This window comes from Nocardiopsis sp. MT53 (genome assembly GCF_019598965.1).
Classification (GTDB): domain Bacteria; phylum Actinomycetota; class Actinomycetes; order Streptosporangiales; family Streptosporangiaceae; genus Nocardiopsis; species Nocardiopsis changdeensis.
Genome location: NZ_CP080599.1, coordinates 3,328,814 through 3,351,663, shown reverse-complemented (window position 1 = coordinate 3,351,663; position 22,850 = coordinate 3,328,814). Strand labels below are relative to the sequence as shown.

24 protein-coding genes and 2 tRNA genes are annotated in these 22,850 nt (G+C 72.2%); 11 read left to right on the top strand and 15 right to left on the bottom strand.

Going from position 1 to position 22,850, the window contains the following annotated elements; genetic code table 11:
• Positions 1 to 80 precede the first annotated feature (80 nt).
• Entirely contained in the window at positions 81 to 422 is a 342-nt protein-coding gene (locus tag K1J57_RS14995; protein WP_220565019.1) for a helix-turn-helix domain-containing protein, read from the bottom strand.
• Between the two features lie 91 nt (positions 423 to 513).
• Here K1J57_RS14995 and K1J57_RS14990 point away from each other — a divergent pair, with 91 nt between their 5' ends.
• On the top strand, positions 514 to 1,407 hold the full coding sequence (locus K1J57_RS14990; RefSeq protein ID WP_220565018.1) for an NAD(P)-dependent oxidoreductase: 894 nt from the start codon (positions 514 to 516) through the stop codon (positions 1,405 to 1,407).
• A 6-nt stretch (positions 1,408 to 1,413) separates the two neighbouring features.
• Here K1J57_RS14990 and K1J57_RS14985 read toward each other — a convergent pair whose 3' ends face one another.
• Positions 1,414 to 1,665, bottom strand: coding sequence for a DUF2087 domain-containing protein (locus tag K1J57_RS14985; protein WP_255647072.1), 252 nt, complete (start codon positions 1,663 to 1,665; stop codon positions 1,414 to 1,416).
• On the bottom strand, positions 1,662 to 2,240 hold the full coding sequence (locus K1J57_RS14980; RefSeq protein ID WP_255647071.1) for a TetR/AcrR family transcriptional regulator: 579 nt from the start codon (positions 2,238 to 2,240) through the stop codon (positions 1,662 to 1,664). The genes K1J57_RS14985 and K1J57_RS14980 overlap by 4 nt, the downstream gene beginning before the upstream one ends.
• A gap of 136 nt (positions 2,241 to 2,376) precedes the next feature.
• On the opposite strand from K1J57_RS14980, the gene hisN reads away from it, so the two are divergent.
• From hisN to K1J57_RS14955, 5 genes are all read left to right on the top strand, one after another.
• Positions 2,377 to 3,183: a histidinol-phosphatase gene (gene hisN, locus K1J57_RS14975; protein WP_220565015.1), complete on the top strand. Its 807-nt coding sequence runs from the start codon at positions 2,377 to 2,379 to the stop codon at positions 3,181 to 3,183.
• A 72-nt stretch (positions 3,184 to 3,255) separates the two neighbouring features.
• On the top strand, positions 3,256 to 3,786 hold the full coding sequence (locus K1J57_RS14970) for a hypothetical protein (RefSeq protein ID WP_255647070.1): 531 nt from the start codon (positions 3,256 to 3,258) through the stop codon (positions 3,784 to 3,786).
• A gap of 191 nt (positions 3,787 to 3,977) precedes the next feature.
• Entirely contained in the window at positions 3,978 to 5,228 is a 1,251-nt protein-coding gene (locus K1J57_RS14965) for an ABC transporter permease (RefSeq protein WP_220565014.1), read from the top strand.
• A gap of 9 nt (positions 5,229 to 5,237) precedes the next feature.
• Positions 5,238 to 6,287 carry an efflux RND transporter periplasmic adaptor subunit gene (locus tag K1J57_RS14960; RefSeq protein ID WP_220565013.1) on the top strand — a complete coding sequence of 350 codons (1,050 nt, stop codon included), beginning with the start codon at positions 5,238 to 5,240 and terminating at the stop codon, positions 6,285 to 6,287.
• A gap of 86 nt (positions 6,288 to 6,373) precedes the next feature.
• On the top strand, positions 6,374 to 7,003 hold the full coding sequence (locus K1J57_RS14955) for an ABC transporter ATP-binding protein (RefSeq protein WP_220565559.1): 630 nt from the start codon (positions 6,374 to 6,376) through the stop codon (positions 7,001 to 7,003).
• Between the two features lie 204 nt (positions 7,004 to 7,207).
• On the opposite strand, the gene K1J57_RS14950 is transcribed toward K1J57_RS14955, so the two are convergent.
• The 3 genes from K1J57_RS14950 to K1J57_RS14940 form a co-directional block, all read right to left on the bottom strand.
• Positions 7,208 to 7,281, bottom strand: a tRNA-Met gene (locus K1J57_RS14950).
• Between the two features lie 202 nt (positions 7,282 to 7,483).
• A tRNA-Met gene (locus K1J57_RS14945) sits at positions 7,484 to 7,560 on the bottom strand.
• A 146-nt stretch (positions 7,561 to 7,706) separates the two neighbouring features.
• Positions 7,707 to 10,649 carry a UPF0182 family protein gene (locus K1J57_RS14940; protein ID WP_220565558.1) on the bottom strand — a complete coding sequence of 981 codons (2,943 nt, stop codon included), beginning with the start codon at positions 10,647 to 10,649 and terminating at the stop codon, positions 7,707 to 7,709.
• A gap of 308 nt (positions 10,650 to 10,957) precedes the next feature.
• On the opposite strand from K1J57_RS14940, the gene K1J57_RS14935 reads away from it, so the two are divergent.
• Positions 10,958 to 11,464 (top strand): PPA1309 family protein, encoded by a 507-nt coding sequence (locus tag K1J57_RS14935; RefSeq protein ID WP_255647069.1) that lies wholly within the window; start codon positions 10,958 to 10,960, stop codon positions 11,462 to 11,464.
• A 68-nt stretch (positions 11,465 to 11,532) separates the two neighbouring features.
• Here the strand turns inward: K1J57_RS14935 and K1J57_RS14930 are convergent, their stop codons facing one another.
• From K1J57_RS14930 to K1J57_RS14920, 3 genes are all read right to left on the bottom strand, one after another.
• On the bottom strand, positions 11,533 to 12,594 hold the full coding sequence (locus K1J57_RS14930) for a PDZ domain-containing protein (protein WP_220565556.1): 1,062 nt from the start codon (positions 12,592 to 12,594) through the stop codon (positions 11,533 to 11,535).
• A gap of 51 nt (positions 12,595 to 12,645) precedes the next feature.
• Positions 12,646 to 13,083 (bottom strand): molybdenum cofactor biosynthesis protein MoaE, encoded by a 438-nt coding sequence (locus tag K1J57_RS14925; protein ID WP_220565012.1) that lies wholly within the window; start codon positions 13,081 to 13,083, stop codon positions 12,646 to 12,648.
• A 96-nt stretch (positions 13,084 to 13,179) separates the two neighbouring features.
• Positions 13,180 to 14,244 carry an NAD-dependent epimerase/dehydratase family protein gene (locus tag K1J57_RS14920; RefSeq protein WP_220565011.1) on the bottom strand — a complete coding sequence of 355 codons (1,065 nt, stop codon included), beginning with the start codon at positions 14,242 to 14,244 and terminating at the stop codon, positions 13,180 to 13,182.
• 123 nt (positions 14,245 to 14,367) lie between these two features.
• On the opposite strand from K1J57_RS14920, the gene K1J57_RS14915 reads away from it, so the two are divergent.
• Positions 14,368 to 15,816: a zinc-dependent metalloprotease gene (locus K1J57_RS14915; protein WP_220565010.1), complete on the top strand. Its 1,449-nt coding sequence runs from the start codon at positions 14,368 to 14,370 to the stop codon at positions 15,814 to 15,816.
• Positions 15,817 to 16,374, top strand: coding sequence for an NUDIX hydrolase (locus K1J57_RS14910; RefSeq protein ID WP_220565009.1), 558 nt, complete (start codon positions 15,817 to 15,819; stop codon positions 16,372 to 16,374). It begins immediately after the preceding gene.
• A 48-nt stretch (positions 16,375 to 16,422) separates the two neighbouring features.
• On the opposite strand, the gene K1J57_RS14905 is transcribed toward K1J57_RS14910, so the two are convergent.
• The 6 genes from K1J57_RS14905 to K1J57_RS14880 all read right to left on the bottom strand — a co-directional run bounded on the left by K1J57_RS14905 (position 16,423) and on the right by K1J57_RS14880 (position 21,684).
• Complete coding sequence (locus K1J57_RS14905; RefSeq protein ID WP_255647068.1) at positions 16,423 to 16,995, bottom strand: M48 family metallopeptidase; 573 nt, start codon at positions 16,993 to 16,995, stop codon at positions 16,423 to 16,425.
• A 349-nt stretch (positions 16,996 to 17,344) separates the two neighbouring features.
• Complete coding sequence (locus K1J57_RS14900; RefSeq protein WP_220565008.1) at positions 17,345 to 17,506, bottom strand: hypothetical protein; 162 nt, start codon at positions 17,504 to 17,506, stop codon at positions 17,345 to 17,347.
• 57 nt (positions 17,507 to 17,563) lie between these two features.
• A complete protein-coding gene (locus K1J57_RS14895; protein ID WP_220565007.1) occupies positions 17,564 to 17,842 on the bottom strand; it encodes a WhiB family transcriptional regulator in 279 nt (92 codons plus the stop codon).
• Between the two features lie 206 nt (positions 17,843 to 18,048).
• The gene (locus tag K1J57_RS14890) at positions 18,049 to 18,444 is read right to left on the bottom strand and encodes a hypothetical protein (protein ID WP_220565006.1); all 396 of its coding nucleotides are present in this window, start codon (positions 18,442 to 18,444) and stop codon (positions 18,049 to 18,051) included.
• Positions 18,445 to 18,646: 202 nt separating this feature from the next.
• Positions 18,647 to 19,561 (bottom strand): acyl-CoA thioesterase II, encoded by a 915-nt coding sequence (gene tesB / locus K1J57_RS14885; RefSeq protein ID WP_220565005.1) that lies wholly within the window; start codon positions 19,559 to 19,561, stop codon positions 18,647 to 18,649.
• Positions 19,558 to 21,684 carry an ATP-dependent DNA helicase UvrD2 gene (locus tag K1J57_RS14880; protein ID WP_220565554.1) on the bottom strand — a complete coding sequence of 709 codons (2,127 nt, stop codon included), beginning with the start codon at positions 21,682 to 21,684 and terminating at the stop codon, positions 19,558 to 19,560. The genes tesB and K1J57_RS14880 overlap by 4 nt, the downstream gene beginning before the upstream one ends.
• Positions 21,685 to 21,979: 295 nt before the next feature.
• On the opposite strand from K1J57_RS14880, the gene K1J57_RS14875 reads away from it, so the two are divergent.
• Both K1J57_RS14875 and K1J57_RS14870 read left to right on the top strand, forming a co-directional pair.
• Positions 21,980 to 22,240 (top strand): mycoredoxin, encoded by a 261-nt coding sequence (locus K1J57_RS14875; protein ID WP_220565553.1) that lies wholly within the window; start codon positions 21,980 to 21,982, stop codon positions 22,238 to 22,240.
• Positions 22,241 to 22,346: 106 nt separating this feature from the next.
• Positions 22,347 to 22,835, top strand: a complete 489-nt coding sequence (locus K1J57_RS14870; RefSeq protein ID WP_255647067.1) for an ANTAR domain-containing protein — start codon at positions 22,347 to 22,349, stop codon at positions 22,833 to 22,835.
• Positions 22,836 to 22,850 lie beyond the last annotated feature (15 nt).

The following is a 22,850-nucleotide window of genomic DNA, read 5'->3' as shown; positions in this document are numbered from 1 at the left end:
ACCACTCCTCCGGGCCTCCGGAACCCCGCCGGGCGCCTCGCGAACCCCGGCGGCACAGGAGAGCGTTCGAAGATCAGGCCCTAGGCGGTGGGGAGACGGCCGATGACGTGCCGCTCCCCCCAGTCGGCCAGCGGCTCCAGGGCCTGGTTGAGGGAGATGCCGAGCGGGGTCAGCGAGTACTCGACCCGGGGCGGGACCTCGTCGAAGTCCTCGCGGTGGACGAGCCCGTCCTCCTCCATCTCGCGCAGGTGCGAGGCGAGGACCTTCTCCGAGACGCCGTCCAGGGTGCGGCGCAGCTCGCCGAACCGGTGCGGGCGCTCGCCCAGCGCCCACAGGATGACGATCTTCCACTTCCCGTCGATGACGTCCATCGCGGCGGCGGTCCCGCAGTGATACGACTCCGGGCGGCGAAGAGACCTCATGTTCCCCCTGCCTGCATGCTCACCTCGGGGTGAGCACCCACTTCAAAGTGCGTACTTGTGGGCGTCGCCGCCCGCCACGAGCCTAGTCCACATGACAGAGAACACCACTGATCCGTCCCGTATCGTCCTGCTCGGGCTGGGCGACATGGGCACCGCGTTCGCCCGCGCCTGGCTCGCCGCCGGGCACCCCCTCACCGTCTGGAACCGCACCGCTTCCCGCGCCGAGCCCCTGGCCGCCGAGGGCGCCGACGTCGCCGCCGACCCCGCCTCGGCGGTGGCCGCCGGGCGGCTCGTCGTCACCTGCCTGTTCGACGACGCCTCCGTCGGATCCGTCCTGGAGGGGGTGGACCTGGCCGGCAGGGACCTGGTCGACATCACCACAGGCACCCCCGGCGAGGCGCGCGCCCGCGCGGAGTGGGCGGCCGCGCGCGGGGCCCGCTTCGTCAGCGGCGGGATCATGGCCGTACCGCCGATGGTGGGCGCCCTGGAGACGGGCGCGTACACGTTCTACAGCGGTTCGGAGGAGGCGTTCGCCGAGCACCGGGAGGCGCTGTCGGTCCCCACCGGCGCCCGGTTCCAGGGCGGGGACCCGGGGTTGGCCGCGCTGCTGGACGTGGCGCTGCTCAGCGCCATGAACGGCATGTTCGGCGGGCTCACGCACGCCTTCGCCCTGGCCCGCCGGTCCGGGGTCCCGCCCAAGGAGGCCGCCGCGCTCCTGGAGGGCTGGGTGGGGGCGATGCTGTCCGACGCCGCCGGCGGGTTCGCCGAACGCCTGGAGAGCGGCGACCTCACGACCGGGGTCGTCTCCAACCTGGCCATGCAGTCCCGGGGCCTGGACACCCTGCTGCGGACCGCGCGGGAGGCCGGGGTGAGCACCGAGCTGCTGCGCCCCTACGCCGACCTCATGGAACGGCACGTCGCCGACGGGGGCGGGGACCAGGACGGCGCCGGGCTGGTCGACCGCCTCCTGGAGGACCCGGCCTGAGCCGGGTCACAGGTCGACGGTGCCGCCGCAGCGCCAGTAGTGGACGCGGTCGTGCTCCAGGAAGCCCTCGTCCACCAGGCCGCGGCGCAGCGCGGGGACGTCGGCGCTGAAACCGCCGATGACGTCGTTGACCTGCGACTCGGTGTAGCGCACGCCGGGTTCGAACGCGCGGGCCACCCGGTCCAGCACGGCCAGCCGCTCGGGTCTGCGCACCGGGATGGCCGTGATCCGGGCCCGGGCGGGCTCCTTCCCGGTCAACACTCCTCCCGGTGGCCGACCAGCAGCATCCCGTGGGTCACCGTCTCGATCCGGCGGGCCGCCTCGGCGGGGTCGATGGGCTGGAGCGCGTACGACACGGTGAGCCGCACGCCGACGTCGGCGACCGCCTCGGCCAGGGCCCGGTCGAGGCCGGGTCGGTGATCGCGCAGGGAGGCGGCGATGCGCTCGCCGAGCACCTCCAGCAGCGGCTCCGAACGCGTGGTCAGCACCGGGAGCAGTTCGCGGTCGCCGGTGACCACCGCGTGCAGCAGGGGGTTGCCGCGCGCGGTGTCGAGGATCAGGCGGGCGGTCCGGCTCACGGTGTGGGCCGGATCGCCGTGCTCGGCGGCCAGGACCCGCATCACCTCGTCCAGCAGGGCGTTGACCTCGCGCACCACGACGTCCTGGAGCAGCCCCTCCTTGCTGCCGAACACGTTGTACAGGGTCTGGCGGGACACCTGGGCCGCGGCCGCGATGTCGGCCATCCGCCGCTCGGCCCACCCGCCGGAGACGACCTCGGCGTAGGCGGCGTCCATCAGCCGCTCGCGGACCGATCCGCCCTGTCTGGTATCCATCCCCCCATGGTGGCATCCGGACGCCCGGACTCCCACCCCCGGTTCGGTGACCCGGAGGCGTCGGCGACTAACACTCTGGTCACGCGTGTGGGGCCGTTTGGCCATGTTCGTGCCCGGGAGGGTAGCGTTACCGCCCATGGCGTCCTTTGACGATGATCTGCGGCTGGCCCACGTGCTCGCCGACGCTGCCGACGACATCGCGCTGAAGCGTTTCCGTGCGTTGGACCTGGTGGTCGACACCAAACCCGACCTGACCCCGGTGACCGAGGCCGACCGCCTGGTCGAGGAGACGCTCCGCGGTGTCCTGTCGCGCGCCCGCCCCCGGGACGCCGTGGTGGGCGAGGAGTACGGCAAGAGCGGCAACAGCAACCGCGTGTGGGTGATCGACCCCATCGACGGCACCAAGAACTACGTGCGCGGTGTCCCGGTGTGGGCGACGCTCATCGCCCTGCTGGAGGGCGACCGGCCGGTGGTCGGCGTGGTCTCGGCCCCGGCGCTGTTCCGGCGCTGGTGGGCGTCCCTGGGCGGGGGCGCGTGGCAGGGCCGGAGCCTGTCCAAGGCCTCGCGCTGCCACGTGTCGAAGGTGTCGGAGCTGTCCGACGCCTCCCTGAGCTTCTCGTCCCTGAGCGGCTGGGAGGAGCAGGGGCGGCTGGAGTCGTTCCTGGGCCTGACCCGGTCGGTGTGGCGGACCCGCGCCTACGGCGACTTCTGGTCGCACGTGATGGTGGCCGAGGGCGTGGTGGACATCGCCGCCGAGCCGGAGCTGTCGCTGTGGGACGCCGCGCCCCTGCCGATCATCCTGGAGGAGGCCGGCGGGCGGGCCACGAGCCTGCGCGGCGACTCGTTCGCCGACGGCGGGCCGCTGGTGTGCACCAACGGGATCCTGCACGACCAGGCGCTGACCTGGCTGAACGGCGGGCCGACGCCGCTGCGCTCCGTCTGAGCCGGGACGGCCCCGGGTCGCGGACCCCGCTCTTCGACATTGCGCAGCGGAATGGACACGGAGAGTAGTAGCGTGGCGACCGTGCCGACCCACATCCCCGCGCCCGTACGCCTGGGCGCCGCCGTGCTGCTCCTGCTCACCGCCACCGCCTGCGGCGGCGGCCACGGACACACCCCCGACGAACTCGACGCGATGATCGCCGACTCGGTGCGCGCCGGCGGGCCCGGCTCCGGGCCCGCCGCCGACGCGGCCGACACCGTCTTCGACCCGGACCTCCTGCTGTGCACGCCCGCCGTGGACACCGCCGGGGTCCCGGGCGGGGACGCCTGGCGCACCGAGGCGCCGCGCACCGCCGCCGGGGAGGGCCCGGTCGAACTGGGCCTGCTGCCGCCCGAGGACGTCGATCCGACCGCGGTGACCGTCACGGTCCGGACCCCCGGCGGCGACCTCCACACCCTGGAAACGGACACCGCCCCCGGGGAGTGGTCGCATGTCCGTTATCCCCAGGAAGGCGGTTCCGACCTCGCCGCCGGGGTGTACACCGTCCTCTGGTCCGACGCCGCCACGGGAACCCCGCTGACCTGCGACGGCTTCGAAGTCTGACCCCCACCGCCGACCCGGTCCGCCAAGCCGTCCCCATTCCGGTCCCGAAAAAAACAAAAATCCCCCGGTGATCATGAACCGAAACCTGCGACATCCGCGATGATCTGGGGTGAGGCCCCGCCCCCGCGGGCCTGCACGGCGCTGCCCGCGAGGCGGCGCCACCCCACACACATTCACTGGGAAGGGACCGTATGCTGCGTTCCCTCGTGGCCGGGATACTGCTCGCCTTCGCCGGTTCCCGCGCCAACATCGCCAGGACGATCCTGTCCTGCGCCGGCATCGTCGTCGGCGTCGGCTCGCTGATCGCCGTGGTCACCGCGGGCGACTTCGGGCAGCGGTTCGCCACCGCCTACAGCGAGGCCAACGCCGGACGCGCCGCGACCCTGAGCGTCTCCAGCTGGGACACCGAGATCACCGACGTGCGGGCCTTCGAGGAGGACCTGGTCCGCGCCGGCGGCGTGGACGTGTCGATCTACAAGATGGTCGAGGGCGTCTCCATGCGCTCCGGGGAGCAGGGCATCCCCGACGTGGAGATCCGGGCCGTGGACGTCTCCCTCGGCGACATCCGCCGGATGACCATGTCCCAGGGCCGCTGGTTCACCGAGGCCGACGCCGAGTCGCTGGCCCCCGTGCTGGTGGTCAACGAGAGCCTGGCCGCGGACATGGAGGACATCACCCGGGTGCAGATCGGCACCGACCACTGGATGGACGTCCGCGTGGTCGGCGTCTCCTCCAGCTCGGCCCTGGACGGCGGCTGGTACACCGCCTTCCTGCTGCGCGCGCCCGCCAGCGAGGAGCTGATCTACGGCGAGCCCGTCGAGACCTCCGAGGACGGCGCCACCGCGCCGATCTCGATCCGGGACCCCGAGTACAGCGTCCGGATCGACCCCTCCGACCCGGCCGCGACCGACCCCTGGGGCGAGGTCTTCACCGAACGCCTGCTGTCGGCCTCCGACCGCTGGGGCGAGGTGCGCCAGGACTCGCTCATGGCCTACCGGGCGGACTACGCCGAAGAGGTCAACCAGGTGATCGGGTACCTGTCGATCGGGCTCATCGGCATCGCCGCCATCACGCTCACCACGGGTCTGCTCGGCGTCCTCAACGTCGGCCTGGTCACCGTGCGCGAGCGCAGGCGCGAACTGGCCACCTACCGGGCCCTGGGCGCGACCAGGTTCACCCTGTTCGTCGCCGTCGTGATGGAGTCCGTCGTGGTGTCGCTGGTCGCCGGCGTCATCGCCCTGCTCGGCTGCTGGGCCCTGGTCGCCGCGGGCGGCGCGATCGCCGCCTCGTTCATCGAACTGCCCCCCGACGTACCCATCGCCATCCCGCCGACCGCCGTCCTGGTCGGCCTGGGCAGCGCCGCCGGTGTCGGCCTGCTCGCCGGAGTCATCCCCGCCCTGCGGGCACTGCGCTCGTCCGTCGTCGCCGGACTGCGGGAATAGGAGACACACGTGAAGAAGTGGATCATCATCGGCTCGGTGGCGCTGCTGCTCGTGGTCGCGGTCGCCGGCGGCGGGTACTTCCTGCTCAACCGGCTGGGCGGTTCCGGCGAGGAGCTCCCGATGGAGGGCGCCGTCGACGTGGGGGGCGTCCCCTACCCCGTCGAGCTGGGCACCATCGACTCCGTCATGGTGCTGGACGCCACCGTGCAGGCCGAGCCCGGCAGGAGTGTCAAGGCCCAGAAGGGCGGCCAGGTCGTCCACCTGTGGGTGACCGACGGCGCCACGGTGGAGGAGGGCGCGCCCATCCTCAACGTGAAGTACACCGAGGAGCCCGCCCCGGGCACCGGCACCGGTGAGGGCGAGGCCCCGGCCGAGCCGGTGACCCGCGAGGTCAGCCTCTACGCGCCGGTCGACGGCAAGGTGACCGGCCTGGCCGACGTCCAGGTCGGCGACGTCTTGGAGCCGGGGGCCGTGGTCGCCACCGTCGCCCCGGACATCTACCGGGCCGTCGCCACGATCCCCGCCAACGACCTGTACCGGTTCTACGAGGAGCCCGACGACATCCTCCTGGAGATCACGAACGGCCCGCCGCCCACCCAGTGCGACTTCCTGTCGCTGGGCGCCGCCGAGGCCGGCGGTGGCGGCGAGGAGCAGCCCGAGACCGACGAGTTCGGCTTCCCGATGGAGGGCGGCGACACCGGCGGCGGCTCCGGCGGCGAGCTGGCCTGCCGGGTGCCCTCCGACGTCCAGGTGTTCGAGGGCGTCCAGGGCAAGCTGTCGATCAGCACCGGCAAGGTCGAGGACGTCGTGGTCGTGCCCATGACGGCGGTGCGCGGCACCACCGGCGAGGGCGAGGTCATCGTCGTCGCCGAGGACGGCACCGAGGAGGCCCGCCCGGTGGAGCTGGGCATCTCCGACGGCTCGTTCATCGAGGTCGTCTCCGGCCTGGAGGTCGGGGAGCAGGTCATGGACCCGATCCCGCTCGACCCGCGCTTCGACGTGCCCGGTGCCGACGACGGGGTCGAAGAGGAGTTCATGGTCGAAGGGGAGGGGATGTAGTGTCCACCGCTCCGTCCCCCCTGGCCCCGCAGGCTCCCCCGCCCCAGGCCCCGCTGCTGCGGGTGGAGGGGCTGACCCGGCACTTCATGGTGTCGGGGACCCGGATCGACGTCCTGCACGACTGCACGTTCGACGTGTACCGGGGCGAGGTCGTCGCGATCATCGGCCAGTCCGGTTCGGGCAAGTCGACCCTGCTCAGCCTGCTCGGACTGCTGGACAAGCCGAGCGGCGGCGAGTACACGTTCGACGGGCGGGCGACCAGCCGGCTGGGCGAGGGCCCGCGCTCGCGGCTGCGCGGCGAGGGCATCGGGTTCGTGTTCCAGCAGTTCCACCTGCTGGAGCGGCGGACCGCGATGGCCAACGTGGGCGTGCCCCTGGTGCTGGCGGGGATGCCCGCGCTGCGCCGCCGGGGCCGGGCCCGCGAGCTGTTGGAGGCGGTGGGGCTGGGGCACCGGCTCCACTCCAAGCCGCACCAGCTCTCCGGCGGCGAGCAGCAGCGTGTGGCCCTGGCGCGGGCGCTCAGCCGCGACCCCGCCCTGATCCTCGCCGACGAGCCCACGGGCGCCCTGGACGCCGGCAGCAGCCGGATGATCATGGACCAGCTGCTGGAGCAGGCCCGGATCCGCGACTCGGCGGTGGTCGTGGTGACCCACGACCCCAAGGTCGCCGAGCGCGCCGACCGCGTGGTGGAGCTCGTGGAGGGCCGCACCCGCTGAGACCCCGGGCGCCGTCGCCGCGTCCCCTCGCCCGACGGCGCCCGGACCCCCGGGAGGCTCCGCCTCCCGGGTACCGGACCGGGCGGGCCGTGTCGCTCCGGGCGGCGGCACCCGCCCGGGGCGGCTCCCCGGCGGGAAGAACGGGATCGGCCGGGAAAAAGACTCGGGCCCGGAAATCCATTGGATTTCCGGGCCCGGTTTCAGTAGCGGGGACAGGATTTGAACCTGCGACCTCTGGGTTATGAGCCCAGCGAGCTACCGAACTGCTCCACCCCGCGTCGTTGATCTCTACTTTAGAGGGTTTCCCCCCGGGCCGCAAATCGTTTCCGGTGAGGGAGAACGGCGAGATCGGCCCTGTTCGCCCGGGCTCGGGGTCCGGACCGGCGGCGGCCGTGAAGACCGTCACCCTCCCTGCCCATTCCACGGGGGAATGGACCGGGAAAAGCACCGGACCCGGGAATTCATCCCGGGTCCGGGCCTTGGTAGCGGGGACAGGATTTGAACCTGCGACCTCTGGGTTATGAGCCCAGCGAGCTACCGAACTGCTCCACCCCGCGTCGTTGTGTTCTCTACAGTAGCGCGCCCGGGACGGGAAAGCGAATCGATACGCCGCGGCCGGGGCGGGAACCCTGCGGTCCCCGCCCCGGCCGCGGTCCGGGAGGGCGGACGGGGCAGGGCATGGCGCCCCGCCCCGTCCGGACGGCTAGTTGCCGCCCTCCTGCTCTGCGAGCGCCTCCTCGATGCCCTCCAGGGCCTCGCGCAGGCGTTCGTTCGCCTCCTCCTGGTTGTCCTGGGCCTCCTCCCAGGCCTCCACCGCCTCGTTGAGGGATTCGGTGAGGTCCTGGTCGCCGCCGGAGCCGGCCTCGGAGTCGGGCGTCTCCTCCTGCGGGGCCTCCTCCTCGCCCTCGGCCGGCGGCGGGGCCTCCGCCCCGTCGAACAGGTTGCTCAGCGCGTCGGGGAGGTTGCTGCCGATGGCGACCTCCTCGCCGAAGCCGACCATGACCTGCTGCAGCAGCGGGAAGGACGCGGCACCGCCGCCGCCCGCCTGCACGTACAGCGGCTCGACGTAGAGCAGACCGCCCGCGAACGGCAGGGTGAGCAGGTTGCCCCTGGTCACCTCGGCGTTGGACTGCTCCAGCGGGAGCAGCACCTCGCGGACGTTGGCGTCGGCGTCGAACGCGTTCTGGACCTGCCCGGGGCCGAAGATGACGGTGCTGCGCGGCAGCTCCAGCAGCTTCAGCTGCCCGTAGTCCTCCGAGCGCGGGTCGCTGTTGACGGCCATGAACGCCGCCAGGTTCTCCCGGCCCCGGGGCACGAAGGTGCTGGTCAGCGAGAAGCTGGCCTCCTCCTCGCCCGGGTACTGGATGGTCTGGCGGTAGGGCGACTCGGGACGCTCGGTGGCGCCGGTCGGGTCGTTGGGCACCGCCCAGAAGTCCTGGCCGCCGTAGTAGGCCGCCGGGTCGGTCACGTGGTACTCGCGCATGATCTCGCGCTGCACCTTGAACAGGTCGTCCGGGTAGCGGAGGTGGTCGATGAGCTCTTCGCTCATGTCGTCCCGGCTCTGGACGGTGCCGGGGAAGGCGCCCATCCACGTCTGCAGGACCGGGTCCTCCTCGTCCCAGGCGTACAGCGTGACCGTGCCGTCGTAGGCGTCCACGGTGGCCTTGACCGAGTTGCGGATGTAGTTGACCTGGTTGCCCGGGAGCGCGCTGACCTGGGTGAGCGACCCGTCCGTGAACGTGTCGGTCACCGCCTGGGTGAAGTCGATCCGGTTCGCGTACGGGTAGTTGTTGGACGTGGTGTAGGCGTCCACGATCCACACGATCTTGCCGTCGACGACCGCCGGGTAGGGGCGGCTGTCCACGGTGAGGAACGGCGCGACCTTCTCGACCCGGTCCAGCGGGTCCCGCTCGTACAGGATGCGCGAGTCGCCGGTGATCGCGCTGTTGAGCAGGATGTTGGGCTCCTGGTACTTGATCGCGTACAGGATCCGCTCGAAGAACGAGTCCAGCTGCACGCCGCCGCTGCCGTCGTAGCGGTTGTACTGCTGCGAGCCGGCGGAGGAGCCGGCCTCCTCCTCGGTGGTCCCGTCCTCGGCCGGGGCCTCCTCGTCGGCGGCCTCGGCGTCGGCGTCGGCCGGCGCCTGGGCGTCGTCCGCGCTCGGGCTCACCTCGGGCTCGACCGCGTCCTCCGGGGTGGAGACCTCGGGGGTCGCGCCCTCCTCGTCGAGGGGGTAGTCGTACTCCTCCTCGGCCTGGACGATGACGTACTCGGCGCCCTCCCGGCCGTAGTAGACGCGCTCCTGGTAGTCGCCGACGACGTCGCTGAGCTCGCCCCGCGGCGGGATGTTGTACTCGGTGAAGACCGGGCGGCCCTCGGCGTCGATCTGGGTGCCCGCGGCCGCGACGAAGCCGAAGCCGTGGGTGTAGATCAGGTGCCGGTTGAGCCAGTTGTCCTGGTCCGAGGGGGGACCGTCGAGCTCGCGGACGGCGACGATCGTGTCGATCAGGTTGCCCTCGCTGTCCGGGTAGCGGTCGACCTCCAGCACCTCGGGGAACTGGTAGAAGCCGCGGACCTGCTGCATCTGCTGGAAGGTCTGCGAGACCACGGCGGGGTCGGCCAGCCGGACCGTGGTGCCCTGCGCCTCCTGGACCAGGTCCTCGGCGCTCAGCTCGGTGGTGGCGTCGTAGGGCTCCACCTGGGCGTCCTCGATGTCGTACGCCGCCCGCGTGGAGTCGATGTTGCGCTGGATGTACGGGCTCTCCAGGCGCTGCTCGTTGGGGCTGACCTGGAAGCGCTGGACGATCTCGGGGTAGGCGACGCCGACGATCACGGCGGACAGCACCAGCAGGCCGAGGCTGGCCACCGGGACCATGGTGTTCTTGAAGTAGATGTTCGCGAAGAACAGCAGAGCGCAGATGACCGAGATGACGGTGAGGATCGTCAGGGCGGTCTTGACCGCGTTCACGTCGGTGTAGGAGGCGCCGAAGGTGTAGCCGCGCTCGGAGAACACCAGACCGTACCGGTCCAGCCAGTACGACCCGGCGCGCAGCAGCACGAAGAGGCCGAGCAGCACCGACAGGTGCACCCGGGCCGCGGGGGTGGCGCGCTGACCGGTGTCGTTCTGGAGGCGGACGCCGCCGTACAGGTAGTGGACGATGACCGCGGCGATGAAGGCCAGGATCACGGCGGCGTAGAGGTAGCCGAGCAGGATCCTCAGGAAGGGGTAGACGAACGCGAAGAACGCGACGTCCATCCCGAACTCGGGGTCGGTCACCCCGAAGTCCACGCCGTTGACGAACTGCAGGTAGGACCGCCAGTCACCGCTGGCCGCGGCGCCGGAGAGCAGGGCGAGGGCGCCCACGGCGATCCAGAAGAACAGCTTGCGGTGCGGGTCGATGGACTGCCGGTAGCGGTCCAGGCCCTGCTGTTCGAGGCTCATCGGCCGGATTCCGGGGCGCGCCCGGTAGGCGAAGAAGATGCTGGCGCCGACGATGACGGCCATCACCACCGCGGCCACGGCGAACAGCAGCACCCGTGTCCAGAGTTCGGTCAGGAAGACCGAGGTGAAGCCGACGGACTGGAACCACATGAAGTCGGTCCAGAAGTTCGCGGCGAACATCAACCCCGCGATGATGACGACCACGGTCGCCGCGACTGGCGCGAGCAACCTTGATCGACGAGGCATGCGCGCAGGTGGTGCGCCGGGCGATCGGAAGCTCACGCCTCCCCCTCGTTATGGCTTGTTAGGTGCGTTCGGTGCGCGTGCAGCGCCTTGTTTACGGAGAACTTCACTTCGACCCTTCGGAGTTCCCGGAACCCGTTCCGTGGGGGTGACAAGGTCGCATCGTTGGTGTATCGGCCCGGCAACCCCGTGGTTTCCTGTGGTCCCTTTGTGACCCTACTGTCCGCGAACGGGAGCGGCGAGGTTCCCCCATCGGCCACTATGGGAACGTGTCGAACATTCGCGAAGCCGTCATGGACCTCGAACGCCACGCCGCCGCTCAGGGATGGGACCGGCCGCTGGGCCTGTACGCCCTGGTGCCGACGGCCGAACTGCTGGCCGCCGAGCCCGCCCTCGCCGAGATGCTGGGCGTCTCCGGCGCGCCGGACCCCCTGGAGCTGACCCCGGTCGAGCAGGACCCGCTGCCGGCGGACCTGCCGCTGGAGGAGGCGCTGGGCCGCATCATGTGGCCGGAGGGGGTGGCCGGCTGCGCCCTGGTCATGGAGCGGCTGGTGGTGAAGGGCTCCGACGAGACCCTCTCCCCCGGCGAGGACGCCTCCGCCCAGGGCAGGGAGACGGAGGAGATCCGCATGGTCGCGGGGGTCCTGCGGGACGGCTCGCGGCACTGCGCGCTGCGCATGCGCAGCCACGACAGCGAGGAGGCGGTCCTCAACGGCGCCGACCTCGTCCCGGCGCTCACCTCGGCGCTGGCCCTCACCCTCGACCTGGAGGGCTGAGCGGCGTCCCCGCGGGGCCCCGGCCCCGCCCGCGGATCCCGCGGGGGCGGGGCGGCCGTGCGGGCCGCCTACTCGCAGCGGGGCAGCTCGCCCTCGCCGGTGCGGATGGTCTCCAGGGCCTCCACCGCGTCGGAGAGGGTCTCGACGCGGACGACCTCCAGTTCGCCGTAGGCGGCGGACTGGGCGACCTGGGAGCAGCTGTCGGCGGCGACCAGGAAGTACTCGGCCCCGTCCCGCTGGGCGCTGACCATCTTCTGCGGGATGCCGCTGACCCCGCCCACCCGGCCCGCGGAGTCGATGGTGCCCGACCCGGCGACGGAGGCGCCGCCAGTGAGGCCCTCCTCGCTGAGCCGGTCGATGATGCCCAGGGCGAACATCATCCCGGCGCTGGGGCCGCCGATGTCGCCGACGGTGATGTCGACCTCGATGGGGAAGTCCATCTCGTCGGCGATCAGGACGCCGACCGCGGCGCGGCCCTGTTCGCCCTCGGCGGCGACCAGCTCGACCTCGACCTCCTCGCCGCCGCGGTCCAGGGTCAGGGAGACGGGGTCGCCGGGCTCGCGCTCGCCCACGCGCTCCACGACCGCCGCGCTGCCGACGGCGGTGCCGGGCTCGCCCTCGGAGCGGGTGCCGACCTCCTCGCCGTCGACGGCGAGGATGACGTCGCCCGGCTCGACCAGGCCCTCGGCGGGCATGTCCTCGACCACGTCGGCGACCACCGGGACCGCGTCGTAGCCCATGCCGATCTCGTTGAGGGCGGCGGCGGTGGCGTCGGTCTGGGAATCGTTCATCTGGGTGGCCTGCCGCTCGCTGACCTCCTCGGGGCTGCGGCCGGCGGGGAAGAGCAGCTCCTCGGGCATGACCGCCTCGGTCGGCGAGAGCCAGGCGCGCACGACCGTGAAGAAGTCGAGCCGGCGCTGGGGGCCGCCCGCGTACTGCACGGTGACCATCGACAGCGAGCCCTCGTGCTCGTAGCTCTCGGCGCCGTCGATCTCGATGACCGGCCCCTTCTCGGTGCGGCCCACCGTGTCCAGGGTGACGCCCGGCCCGGCCACCAGGTACGGCATCGGCAGGAAACGGCTGCCGAACCCGAGCCCGACGAGCAGGACGAGGGCGACGACAAGGGTCATGACACGACGAAGCATGCTGCACACCTTATTGCGGCCCGGGTAGGGGACGTGTCAGGGAGTCCCCACCCACTCCTGGTCGCCGTCGGTGAACGCCTGGTGCTTCCAGATGGGCACCTGGGCCTTGAGGTCGTCGATCAGCCTGCGGCAGGCGGCGAACGCCTCCTCGCGGTGCGCGGCGGAGGCCGCGACGACGACCGCGAGGTCGCCGATCTCCAGGTCGCCGACCCGGTGGACGGCGGCGAGCCTGACGACGGGGCGGCCCGGGACGGCGGTGTCGGCGAGCACCTTCTCCATGACCGTCCTCAGCATGGCCTCGACGGTGGGGTGCGCCGAGTAGCCCAGCCGGGCCACGTCGCGCCCGTGGTCGTGGTCGCGGACGGTGCCGATGAAGACGGCGGTGCCGCCGGCACGGGGGTCTTGGACGGCCGCGAGGACCTCGTCCACCGAGAGAGGGGTGTCGCGCACCGAGGCGAGAGTGATCTGTTCCACTCCTAGAAGGTACCAATCGTCCCTTGTGGCACCCCACAGGTGTTCCGCCCGGGTGTCGGGCCGCTCGGAGGCCACGGGGTCCCGGTGGCCTCCCGGTCAGCCGCCCTTGCGCTTGCGCAGGTGGCGGATGGTGACGGCGGTCCCGATGGCGGCCGCGGCGGCACCCGCGGCCCCGGCGGCGGTGACGGCGACCTCCTTGCGGCCGATGCTGCGGCCCACCAGGGCCGGGCCGCCGCGGGACTCCAGCAGGCTCGCCAGGGCGGCCTCGCCGTCGTGGTCGGGCTTCCACCCGGCCTCGCGCAGCGTCGCGCAGTCCACCACGCACGGGTAGACGAGGAACTTCAGCTCCCCCTCCGCGGCGGGGGTGATCCTGGCCTGGTGCAGGCGGCGGACCGTGCCGAAGGCGAGGTTGGCGGGCACCTCGAAGTGCTTCATCCCGGCGATCTCCTCCACCTGGCCCTGGGTGAGGGAGCCGCCGCTGGCGACCGCCACCACGCCGTCGGGGCCGTCCACCCCGTGCAGGGCGCAGAACGCCAGCGCGCCGGCCAGGTCCTCGATGTGGCAGAACTGCCAGTGCTGCTCGTGCCCCTTGACGGTGAGCAGGCGCGGCGCCGAGAAGTGGCGGCTGAGCAGGGTGTCCAGGCCGGGGCCGACCAGGGGCGCGGGCCGCACCACGGTGACGGTGAGGCCGGGGTGGGCCCGGCGGGCGCGTTCGGCCAGCGCCTCGATCTCGGCGAAGTCGCCCATGAGGCCGTCGCTGTTGTCCGAGACGCGGACGGCGTTCTCCGGCAGCGGGACCGGGTTGTCCGGAGCCGCCCCGTAGACCATGGTGCTGGTGACCAGGAACACGCGCGGGACCCCCGAGGCGGCCGCGGCGGTCAGGACCGTCTGCGCCGCCCGGATGTTGTGGGCGCGCCGGTCCGCGGGCCGCGTGTCCGGGGAGCGGTCGTCGGCGGTGTGCACCAGCACGTCCACCCCGTCCAGGCGGGAGACCAGCCCCGGGTCGCAGACGTCGGCGATACGCCAGGTGACGCCGCGCAGGTCGGCGAACTCGGCGTCGATGGCCACGACCTCGCGCGGGGCCGCGGAACCTTCCGGCGCCGCCAGGCGTTGCACGAGGAGTCGGCCCACCCCGGAGGCCGCGCCGGTGACCGCGACCACCGCCCCGGCCCCTCCGGACCGGCTGTGCTCTGGGCGAACCTGGCTGCTTTCGGTATTCACTCCGGGCGACTCCCAGCTAACGTGACAGTGGAGACCAAACCTAATCCTGCCTGAGGTCTGATTGTGAGCGACCTGCCTTTCGGTTTCAGCATGCCGAACGATCCCGATGACGAGTCCGGACGCCGCGCTGGCGACTCCGGCTCGGGTGGTGCCGGCAGCGGCCGCCCGGGCGGAGGGGACTCCGGAACACCCGAAGGATTCCCGTTCGGCGACCCGCAGCAGATGGCCGACATGCTGCGCCGGTTCGCCGACATGATGTCGGCCCAGCCCGCCCCCGGCGGCACCCCCGCCGGACAGGGCACGGGCTCGGGCATCAACTGGAGTATGGCCAAGGACATAGCGCGACAGGTCGTCGCGCAGAAGGGCGACCCCAGTGTGCCGCCCGGCGACTACGCCAGGGTCCAGGAGGCGCTGCGCCTGGGCGACCTGTGGCTGGACCAGTCCACCTCGCTGCCCTCGGGCGTGCAGACGGCGCAGGCGTGGAGCCGCTCGGAGTGGGTCGAGAAGACCATGGACTCCTGGGCGCAGCTGTGCGACCCGCTGACCAGCAAGACCGTCAGGTCCATGGGGCAGAGCCTGCCCGAGGAGATGCAGTCGGTCGCCGGTCCCCTGCTCGGCATGATCCAGCAGATGGGCGGCATGATGGTCGGCCAGCAGGCGGGCCAGGCCGTGGGAGAGCTCTCCCAGGAGGTCGTGGGCACCGCCGACATCGGGCTGCCGCTGGCCGGCGAGGGCACCGCGGCGCTGCTGCCGCTGGGCGTCGCCAAGTTCAGCGAGGGCCTGCAGATCCCCGACGACGAGGTGCGGCTGTACCTGGCCGCGCGCGAGGCGGCCGTGCACCGGCTGTACTCGCACGTGCCGTGGCTGCGCTCGCACGTGTTCCGTCTGGTCGCCGAGTACGCCGACGGGATGTCCTTCGACATCAGCGGCCTGGAGGACCGGCTCGGCGAGATCGACATCAACAACCCGGAGTCGCTCCAGGAGGTGCTGGGCGGCCAGGGCATGTTCCAGCCCGAGGACACCCCGCAGCAGAAGGCGGCGCTGAACCGGCTGGAGACCACGCTGGCGCTCATCGAGGGCTGGGTGGCGACCGTGGTGTCGGGCGCGGTGACCGGGCGGCTGCCGCAGGCGGACGCCCTGGCCGAGGCGACCCGGCGGCGCCGGGCCACCGGCGGTCCGGCCGAGCACACCTTCGCGGCCCTGGTCGGGCTGGAGCTGCGTCCGCGGCGGCTGCGCGAGGCGCAGGCGCTGTGGAAGGCGCTGGAGGAGGCGCGCGGCATCGACGGGCGCGACGCCGTGTGGCAGCACCCGGACCTGATGCCGGGCAGCGAGGACCTGGACGACCCGACGGCGTTCGTCAGCGGCGGGGCGTTCGCCGACGCCGACTTCGACATCTCCACGCTCACCGGCGAGGCCCCCGGGGCGTCCGCCGGCGAGGGGCCGGAGCAGGAGAAGCCGGACGGCGAGGAGCCCGACGAGGGGAAGCCGGACCGGCCGGGAGGGGACTCCTAGGTGTCGCTGCACGCCGACGCCCGGGCGGTGCTGTCCGCCTGGGCCGCGCCCGACGCGCGCCAGGAGGAGCTGCGCCGCGCGTACGTGGCGCACCTGGACGCCCACGAGGACGGGATGTGGCGGGGCTGCCTGCCCGGGCACATCACCGCCAGCTCGGCGGTCGTCTCCGCCGAGGGCGACCGGGTGGTGCTCACCCTGCACCGCGTCCACCGGATGTGGCTCCAGACCGGCGGCCACTGCGAGCCGCAGGACGCCACGCTCGCGGAGGCCGTGCTGCGGGAGGCGACCGAGGAGTCCGGCATCCCGGGGCTGGAGCTGCTGCCCGGGCCGATCCGGCTGGACCGGCACGCGGTGCCCTGCGGCGGCGGCAGCTTCCACCTGGACGTGCAGTACGCGCTGCTGGCCCCGGCCGGCGCGGAGCCGGTGATGGACCCGGACGAGTCCGCCGACCTGGGCTGGTTCCCGGTCGACGCGCTCCCCGAACCCACCGACGAGGTCACCCGTTCCCTGGTGTCGGCCGCCGCGGCCGCGGTCGCCGCCCACCTCGCCGCCCGGTGAGGGGGACCGGCCGCGGGCCGCTGTCCCCGGCGGCTCCGCCGCCCGGGGTCACTCCTCCGCGAGGGCGACCTCGGCGCCGGTGAGCGGCTCCTCCGGGGCCAGGCCGGGCTCGCAGGGTTCGGAGCGCGATCCGGCGCTGAACCCCTCCAGGTAGCCGCGGGCGCGCTCGGCCTTGGGGTAGCGGTGCACCAGTTCCCAGAACTCCGAGCCGTGGTGCGGGATGAACAGGTGCGCGAGCTCGTGGATGAGGACGTAGTCGACCACCCAGGAGGGCATTCCGGCGACGCGTCGGGAGATGCGGATCGTGCGGGTGTCGGGGGTGCACGAACCCCAGCGGGAATTCTGGTTGTCGACCCAGCGGACGCTGTCCGGCAATCGGGTGCCGTCCAGATAACGGCGGGCCAGTTCGACCGCGCGTTCGTGGAGCTCCCCGTCACCGGGGCGACGGCGTTCCTCGCGCGCCTCCAGGCGTTGCAGCATGCGTCCCACCCAGCGCTTTTCCTCTGCGCGGGAGAACGTCGCGGGCACGAGGACGACGGTCGTGTCCCCGTCCCTGTAGGCCGACACGGTGCGCCGGCGGCGAGGACTGCGTCGCACCTCGATTTTGGTGTTCGAGGGCACGAACTTTACGGTAGCCGAGGACAGCGCTCTCGAACAGGAGTGTGTTGTCCCGTTATGTCTTTGATTTCGTCTCCTCGGTGAGAACGGACCGGGTGGGCGGAAATCCCGGCCCCGTCGCGCATTCCGGCCTGACCTGGGGTATTCCGCCCCGCTTCGGAGGGCCTTCCGGGCCCCGTTCCGGAGCATTCCTTTATTGTCCGTACACAGAAAAGAGACCGGACGGTGACCCCCTTCGAGGATCGCCATCCGGCCCCGTCTCGGTTCCGCACCGGTTCCGCATGTGTCCGCCGTTGTCGGCCGGGTCCGGCGCGCTGGTCACCTCAGGTCACCACCGCGCCCGGTCACCCGGTCAACACAGGCGTGACCACGCGATTTCCATGAGCGCGTCTTCGGCACGGCGCTGCTCCCGCTGGCGGGCGCGCATCTCCCGTGCCGTCAGGCGGATGCCCTGGCGTTCGCGGGTCTCGGCGATCGGCTCGTTGGTCATGTCCAGGAGTTCCAGGATCATCATGTCTCGTTCAGTCCTTCGGGGTCTGTAGTGCTGCGGTGGAGAGTTCGGGTGGAGCGGTCAGGCGGCGACCGGAGCCGGGTTCTTGCGGGGGCGTCCGCGCGGGCGCTTGCGCGCCACGACCTGGCCGGCGACGAGCAGCTGGCCTCCCCAGACACCCCAGGGCTCCTTGCGGTCCAGGGCGTCGGACAGGCACTGCTCCCGGACCGGGCAGGAGCCGCAGAGGGCCTTGGCCGCCTCGACGTCGGCGGGGGCCTCGGCGAAGAACAGGTCGGGCTGCATACGGCAGGGGATTTCGGTCTCGCCCAGCCAGGGCGTTTCCAGGACCGACGCGAGCATCGGTGCCCTCCAAGATCTTTGTTCGTCTCGTACAACGCGGTCGGTGTTCTCGGTTCACCGGATGCGGTTCCGGTGCGGGACCTGACTTGCGATGCAGACGCCTGCCCTGCCTCCCCGGGGGAGATCGGGCGGACGAGGATACAAAGAAAGCCGCGGCCCCGAATTCGGGGACCGCGGCCACGGATGGAGACCCTGGGCCTAGTCGGCTAGGCCGGATTCCTCCGTGGACACTTCCCCGGTGCGCCATAGCGGCGCGGGGTTGCTTCGGTGCGAGCCGTCATGAGTTCGCCGCGGTCACGGGCGCTCTCGTTGCCGGTGGACACACCACTGCCGTTGGACTCGTGCTCGGCGGCGAGGATCACGGTCGCGACGGGACGGAAGCCGAAGCCTCCGAAGTCCGGACCGGTCCCCTCGACGAAGACGCCCTTCGGGGCACCCTTGGCCGAGGCCAGGCCGATGCCCCTCAGGGCATCGCCGGCGATGGCGCGCTCACCGCGTAGGGCGGAGCCGCCGGGCAGACCGCAGGACAGGGCGGTGCCCGGGACAGCGTTCAGCCACTGCTGACGGGACGACACGGTCGAAGCGAAGCTCGTGGTCATCATTTGATCGGGCACCTCCTTCACGGTCGGGCGGCGGGATCCCTCCCGCGCCATAGAGCGGTCTTGGCGACGATGTACAGACTAAGGGTCGCCCGCGAAAACTAGCAACCTATTTTTGACCTGGGAAAACGTCCTCATCCGGCCACGGGTTCCAGGGAATCCGCGGGGTCCCCGCGTTGTTGCCGGCCCCCGTGGCCGGTAGCGGTCACACCGGGCCGGGGCGCAGGGCGTCGGACCAGCCCTCGGCGTCCACCACCCGGATCAGGCCCTCCTGCACCACCGAGCACACCAGCTGCCCGTCGCGGGTGTAGACCAGGCCGCGGGCCAGCCCCCGGGCGCCCTGGGCGCTGGGGGTCTCCTGCGCGTACAGGAGCCACTCGTCGGCGCGGAACGGGCGGTGGAACCACATGGCGTGGTCCAGGCTCGCCATGGAGATCCCGGCGAAGGACCGCCCGTGGCGCAGCAGCACCGTGTCCAGCAGGGTGAGGTCGGAGGCGTAGGTCATCAGGCACACCTGGGTGAGCCGGTCGTCGGGCAGCTTCCCGTCGACCTTGAGCCACACCGGGTTGACCGCCGTGCGCAGCCGGGGGTCGCGCTCGGCCTCGTAGGACAGCGGCCCCACCGGGCGCAGCTCGATGGGGTGCCAGCGCACGAACCCCGGCACCCGGCCGAACTCGGCGCGCAGCCGCTCGCGGGTGCTGGGCAGCTCCTCGGGCGGGGGGACGTCGGGCATCGGGATCTGGTGGTCCAGCCCCGGCTCCTCCTTGTGGAAGGAGGCCGACAGGGTGAAGATCGGCTTGCCGTGCTGGACGGCGACCACCCTGCGGGTGGTGAACGACCGGCCGTCGCGGACCCGGTCCACCTCGTAGACGATCGGCACCGCCGGGTCGCCGGGGCGGATGAAGTAGGCGTGCAGGGAGTGGACGTACCGGTCCTCGGGCGCGGTCCGGCCCGCGGCCACCAGGGCCTGGCCCGCGACCAGGCCGCCGAAGACCCGCTGGGGGCCCTCCTGGGGGCTGCTGCCCCGGAAGATGTTGACCTCGATCCGCTCCAGGTCCAGAACCGCCAGCAGGTCGGCCAACGACTGGTCCCGCCGGGTCTCGTCGGCTCTGTCGCTCATCCGGCCACATCCTCCTCTTCGCCGTCGGGGGCGTCCCGACCTTCCATGACCTCGGCGGGCTCGGCGCCCGCGACCAGCGCGAGCACCGCCTCCCCGTAGCGGTCGAGTTTCGCCGGACCGACACCGGACACCGCCGACAGCTGCGGGACCCCGGAGGGCTCCTGTTCGGCGATCGCCTGGAGGGTCGCGTCGGTGAAGATCACGTAGGCGGGGACCTTCTGCTCCTGGGAGACCGCGCGCCGCCAGTCGCGCAGGCGCTCCAGCAGCGCCTCATCGTAACTGGAGGGGCAGTCCAGGCAGCGGCCCAGCTTGCGCTCGGCCGCGTCGGTCAGGGTGTTCCCGCACACCCGGCAGCGGGCGGGCCCGCGGCGGCGCTCGGCCCGGCGGGCGGCGGTGCTGGGGGACGCCGGACGCAGGCCGTCCAGGAACCGGGAGGGCTTGCGGGTCTTGCGCCCGCCCGGGGAGCGGGCCAGGGACCACGACATCGCCAGGTGCTCGCGGGCGCGGGTGACGCCGACGTAGAAGAGGCGGCGCTCCTCCTCGACCTGCTCGTCGGTCTCGGCGTAGATGATCGGCATCATGCCCTCGGTGAGGCCGACCAGGAACACCGCGTCCCACTCCAGGCCCTTGGCGGCGTGCAGGGAGGCGATGGTGACGCCCTCGAAGCCGGGCGCGTGCTCGGTGGAGATGCGCACGTCGAGTTCTTCGACCAGGTCGTTCATGGTGACCGGGGCGCCCCCGGGGCGCGGCGCGGCGGCCATGTCCTCGGCCAGCTGGGCCAGCGCGGCCAGCGACTCCCAGCGCTCGCGGGCCTGGCGGCCCTCGGGCGCGGTGTCGGTGAGGCCGATCTGCCCCAGCAGCTGGCGGACGGTGGTGATGAGCGGCGCAGGCTCCTCCCCGGCCGCCTCGTGGCGGGCGCCGCGCAGCAGGTGGACGGCCTGCTTGATCTCGGGGCGTTCGAAGAACCTGGTGGTGCCGCGCACGCTGAACGGGATGCCCTGGTCGGTGAGGGCCTGCTCGTAGGCGGCGGACTGGGCGTTGATGCGCACCAGGACGGCGATCTCCCCGGCCGGGACGCCCTCCTCCATCAGGGCGCGGATCTTGCGAGCGACCCCGGTGGCCTCGGCGGGCTCGTCGTCGTACTCCTGGTAGACGGGGTCGGGGCCGTCGGGGCGCTGGGCCCGGAGGGTGAGGTGCCCGGCGGAGGTGGTGCCCCGGGCCTGGGAGATCACGTGGTTGGCGACCCGCACCACCTGGGGGGTGGAGCGGTAGTCGCGGACCAGTTCCACGACGGTGGCGTGCGGGTAGCGGGCGGCGAACCCGGTGAGGTAGGAGGGGGTGGCCCCGGCGAAGGAGTAGATGGTCTGGCTGGGGTCGCCGACCACGCACAGGTCGTCGCGGTCGCCGAGCCAGGCGTCGAGCAGGAGCTTCTGCAGCGGGTTGACGTCCTGGAACTCGTCCACGACGAAGTAGCGGTACTGCTCGCGGACCCGCTGGGCGATGGCCGGGTACTCGTTGATCATGCCGGCGGTGAGTTCGAGCATGGACTCGAAGTCGAGCAGGTTGTGCTCGCGGCGCAGCTCCTCGTACGCCTCGAAGACCCGGGCGACCTCGCCCGCGGGCAGCGGCGCCTGCCGGGACGCCTTGGCGACGGCGCTCTCGTAGTCGGTGGGGCGGACCTGGGTGACCTTGGCCCATTCGATCTCGGAGGCGAGGTCGCGCAGGCCGGTGCGGTCGGGCTGCACGCCCACGGAGTGGGCGGCGCGGGCCACCGCCTGGATCTTGCTCTCGATGAGGGTGGGCTTCTCGCCGCCGATCACCTGCGGCCAGAAGAACGAGAGCTGGCGCAGCGCGGCGGCGTGGAAGGTGCGGGCCTGCACGCGGGGGGCGCCCAGGGCGCGCAGCCGTCCGCGCATCTCCCCGGCGGCGCGGGTGGTGAAGGTGACCGCGAGGATCTGCTGCTCGGAGACGACCCCGCCGGCGACCGCGTGGGCGATGCGGTGGGTGATCGCCCGGGTCTTGCCCGTTCCGGCACCGGCCAGGATGCATACGGGGCCGCGCAGGGCGCGCGCCGCCAGGGTCTGCTCGGGGTCCAGTCCCTCCAGGACGCGGTCGGGGTCCATGGTGCTCCTGAACATGGTCGAGACGGTTGTGCGGTTCTGTGGGTCAGTCTCTCAAGTATCGGCCGCGCCGGGGACGGAACCGCACCCGTCCACAGGCCGCTCCCACGGGGACCGGGCGGGCGGACCGCGGCCGGTTGCGGCCACGGAGCCGACCGACACATTTCAGAACCAGTCCGGTCTGTGAGGCGTCCCACGTTGTGTCACGCGGTCGGGGGAAGCGGACCGGGCCCCGCGGTGTTGGGATGTGGGACCGGGCGAGAACGCCGACCGTAGGACGAGAAGAAACGTGAGCGAGATGACGAACACGGCCACCGAACAGTTCACGATGTACACCACCCCCTGGTGCGGGTACTGCAAGCGGCTCAAGAGCCAGCTCGCACGCGAGGGGATCACCGGGCGTGAGGTGAACATCGAGGAGCACCCGGAGGCCGCGGAACTCGTGATGAAGGTCAACAACGGGAACCAAACCGTCCCGACGGTGGTCTTCAGTGACGGAGCGGCGATGACCAACCCGTCGCTCGCTCAGGTGAAGCAGAAGCTGGCCGAGCTGTCGTAGCCCGGAGAAGCCGGCCCGCGGGTCCCGCCCGCGGGCCGACCGCCCCGTGACCCCGAGGGGCCCTCTCCCCGGTGCGGCCGCTCTCGGCCATGGACGGCTCGGACGTATGACGACGGGGAGTGTTGAGTTGGGGGACGACGTGAGTTCTCATGACATAGCGGTCGCCGACGCGGTCGACGTCGGTGTGGTGCGCCGCACCCCGACGGGGTGGCGCGTGGGGAACGGGCACGAGCTGCCCGACCTGGTGAGCGCGATGGTCCTCGCCGACCTGCTCACCGCGGAGGCGGGCGGGGAGCGCCGGCGGGCGCAGGCGCCCGGACGGGCGCCGGAAGGGGCGACCGAGGTGGAGCGCCTGCGCCACACCATCGCCCAGTTGGAGCACGCGCTGCACTCGCGCGTGGTGGTGGAGCAGGCGATCGGCGTCCTCGCGGAGCGGCACACCATGCCGCCGCGCGAGGCGTTCGAGCGGCTGCGCTCCTCGGCGCGCTCGCGCGGCCGCAAGGTCGCCGACCTGGCGAGCGACGTGGTGGAGAGCAGCACCAGCCCGTTGACGGTGCTGCCGGACGAGCTGGGCGTCTCCCCCGGTACCAACTGACCCGGCTCCGGGGCA

Coding starts and splice junctions, on each gene's coding strand:
- K1J57_RS14995 (WP_220565019.1), bottom strand. CDS start 422: ATGAGGTCTCTTCGCCGCCCGGAGTCGTATCACTGCGGGACCGCCGCC.
- K1J57_RS14990 (WP_220565018.1), top strand. CDS start 514: ATGACAGAGAACACCACTGATCCGTCCCGTATCGTCCTGCTCGGGCTG.
- K1J57_RS14980 (WP_255647071.1), bottom strand. CDS start 2,240: ATGGATACCAGACAGGGCGGATCGGTCCGCGAGCGGCTGATGGACGCC.
- hisN (WP_220565015.1), top strand. CDS start 2,377: ATGGCGTCCTTTGACGATGATCTGCGGCTGGCCCACGTGCTCGCCGAC.
- K1J57_RS14965 (WP_220565014.1), top strand. CDS start 3,978: ATGCTGCGTTCCCTCGTGGCCGGGATACTGCTCGCCTTCGCCGGTTCC.
- K1J57_RS14955 (WP_220565559.1), top strand. CDS start 6,374: ATGGTGTCGGGGACCCGGATCGACGTCCTGCACGACTGCACGTTCGAC.
- K1J57_RS14930 (WP_220565556.1), bottom strand. CDS start 12,594: ATGACCCTTGTCGTCGCCCTCGTCCTGCTCGTCGGGCTCGGGTTCGGC.
- K1J57_RS14900 (WP_220565008.1), bottom strand. CDS start 17,506: ATGATGATCCTGGAACTCCTGGACATGACCAACGAGCCGATCGCCGAG.
- K1J57_RS14895 (WP_220565007.1), bottom strand. CDS start 17,842: ATGCTCGCGTCGGTCCTGGAAACGCCCTGGCTGGGCGAGACCGAAATC.
- K1J57_RS14890 (WP_220565006.1), bottom strand. CDS start 18,444: ATGATGACCACGAGCTTCGCTTCGACCGTGTCGTCCCGTCAGCAGTGG.
- tesB (WP_220565005.1), bottom strand. CDS start 19,561: ATGAGCGACAGAGCCGACGAGACCCGGCGGGACCAGTCGTTGGCCGAC.
- K1J57_RS14880 (WP_220565554.1), bottom strand. CDS start 21,684: ATGGACCCCGACCGCGTCCTGGAGGGACTGGACCCCGAGCAGACCCTG.
- K1J57_RS14875 (WP_220565553.1), top strand. CDS start 21,980: ATGACGAACACGGCCACCGAACAGTTCACGATGTACACCACCCCCTGG.
- K1J57_RS14870 (WP_255647067.1), top strand. CDS start 22,347: ATGACGACGGGGAGTGTTGAGTTGGGGGACGACGTGAGTTCTCATGAC.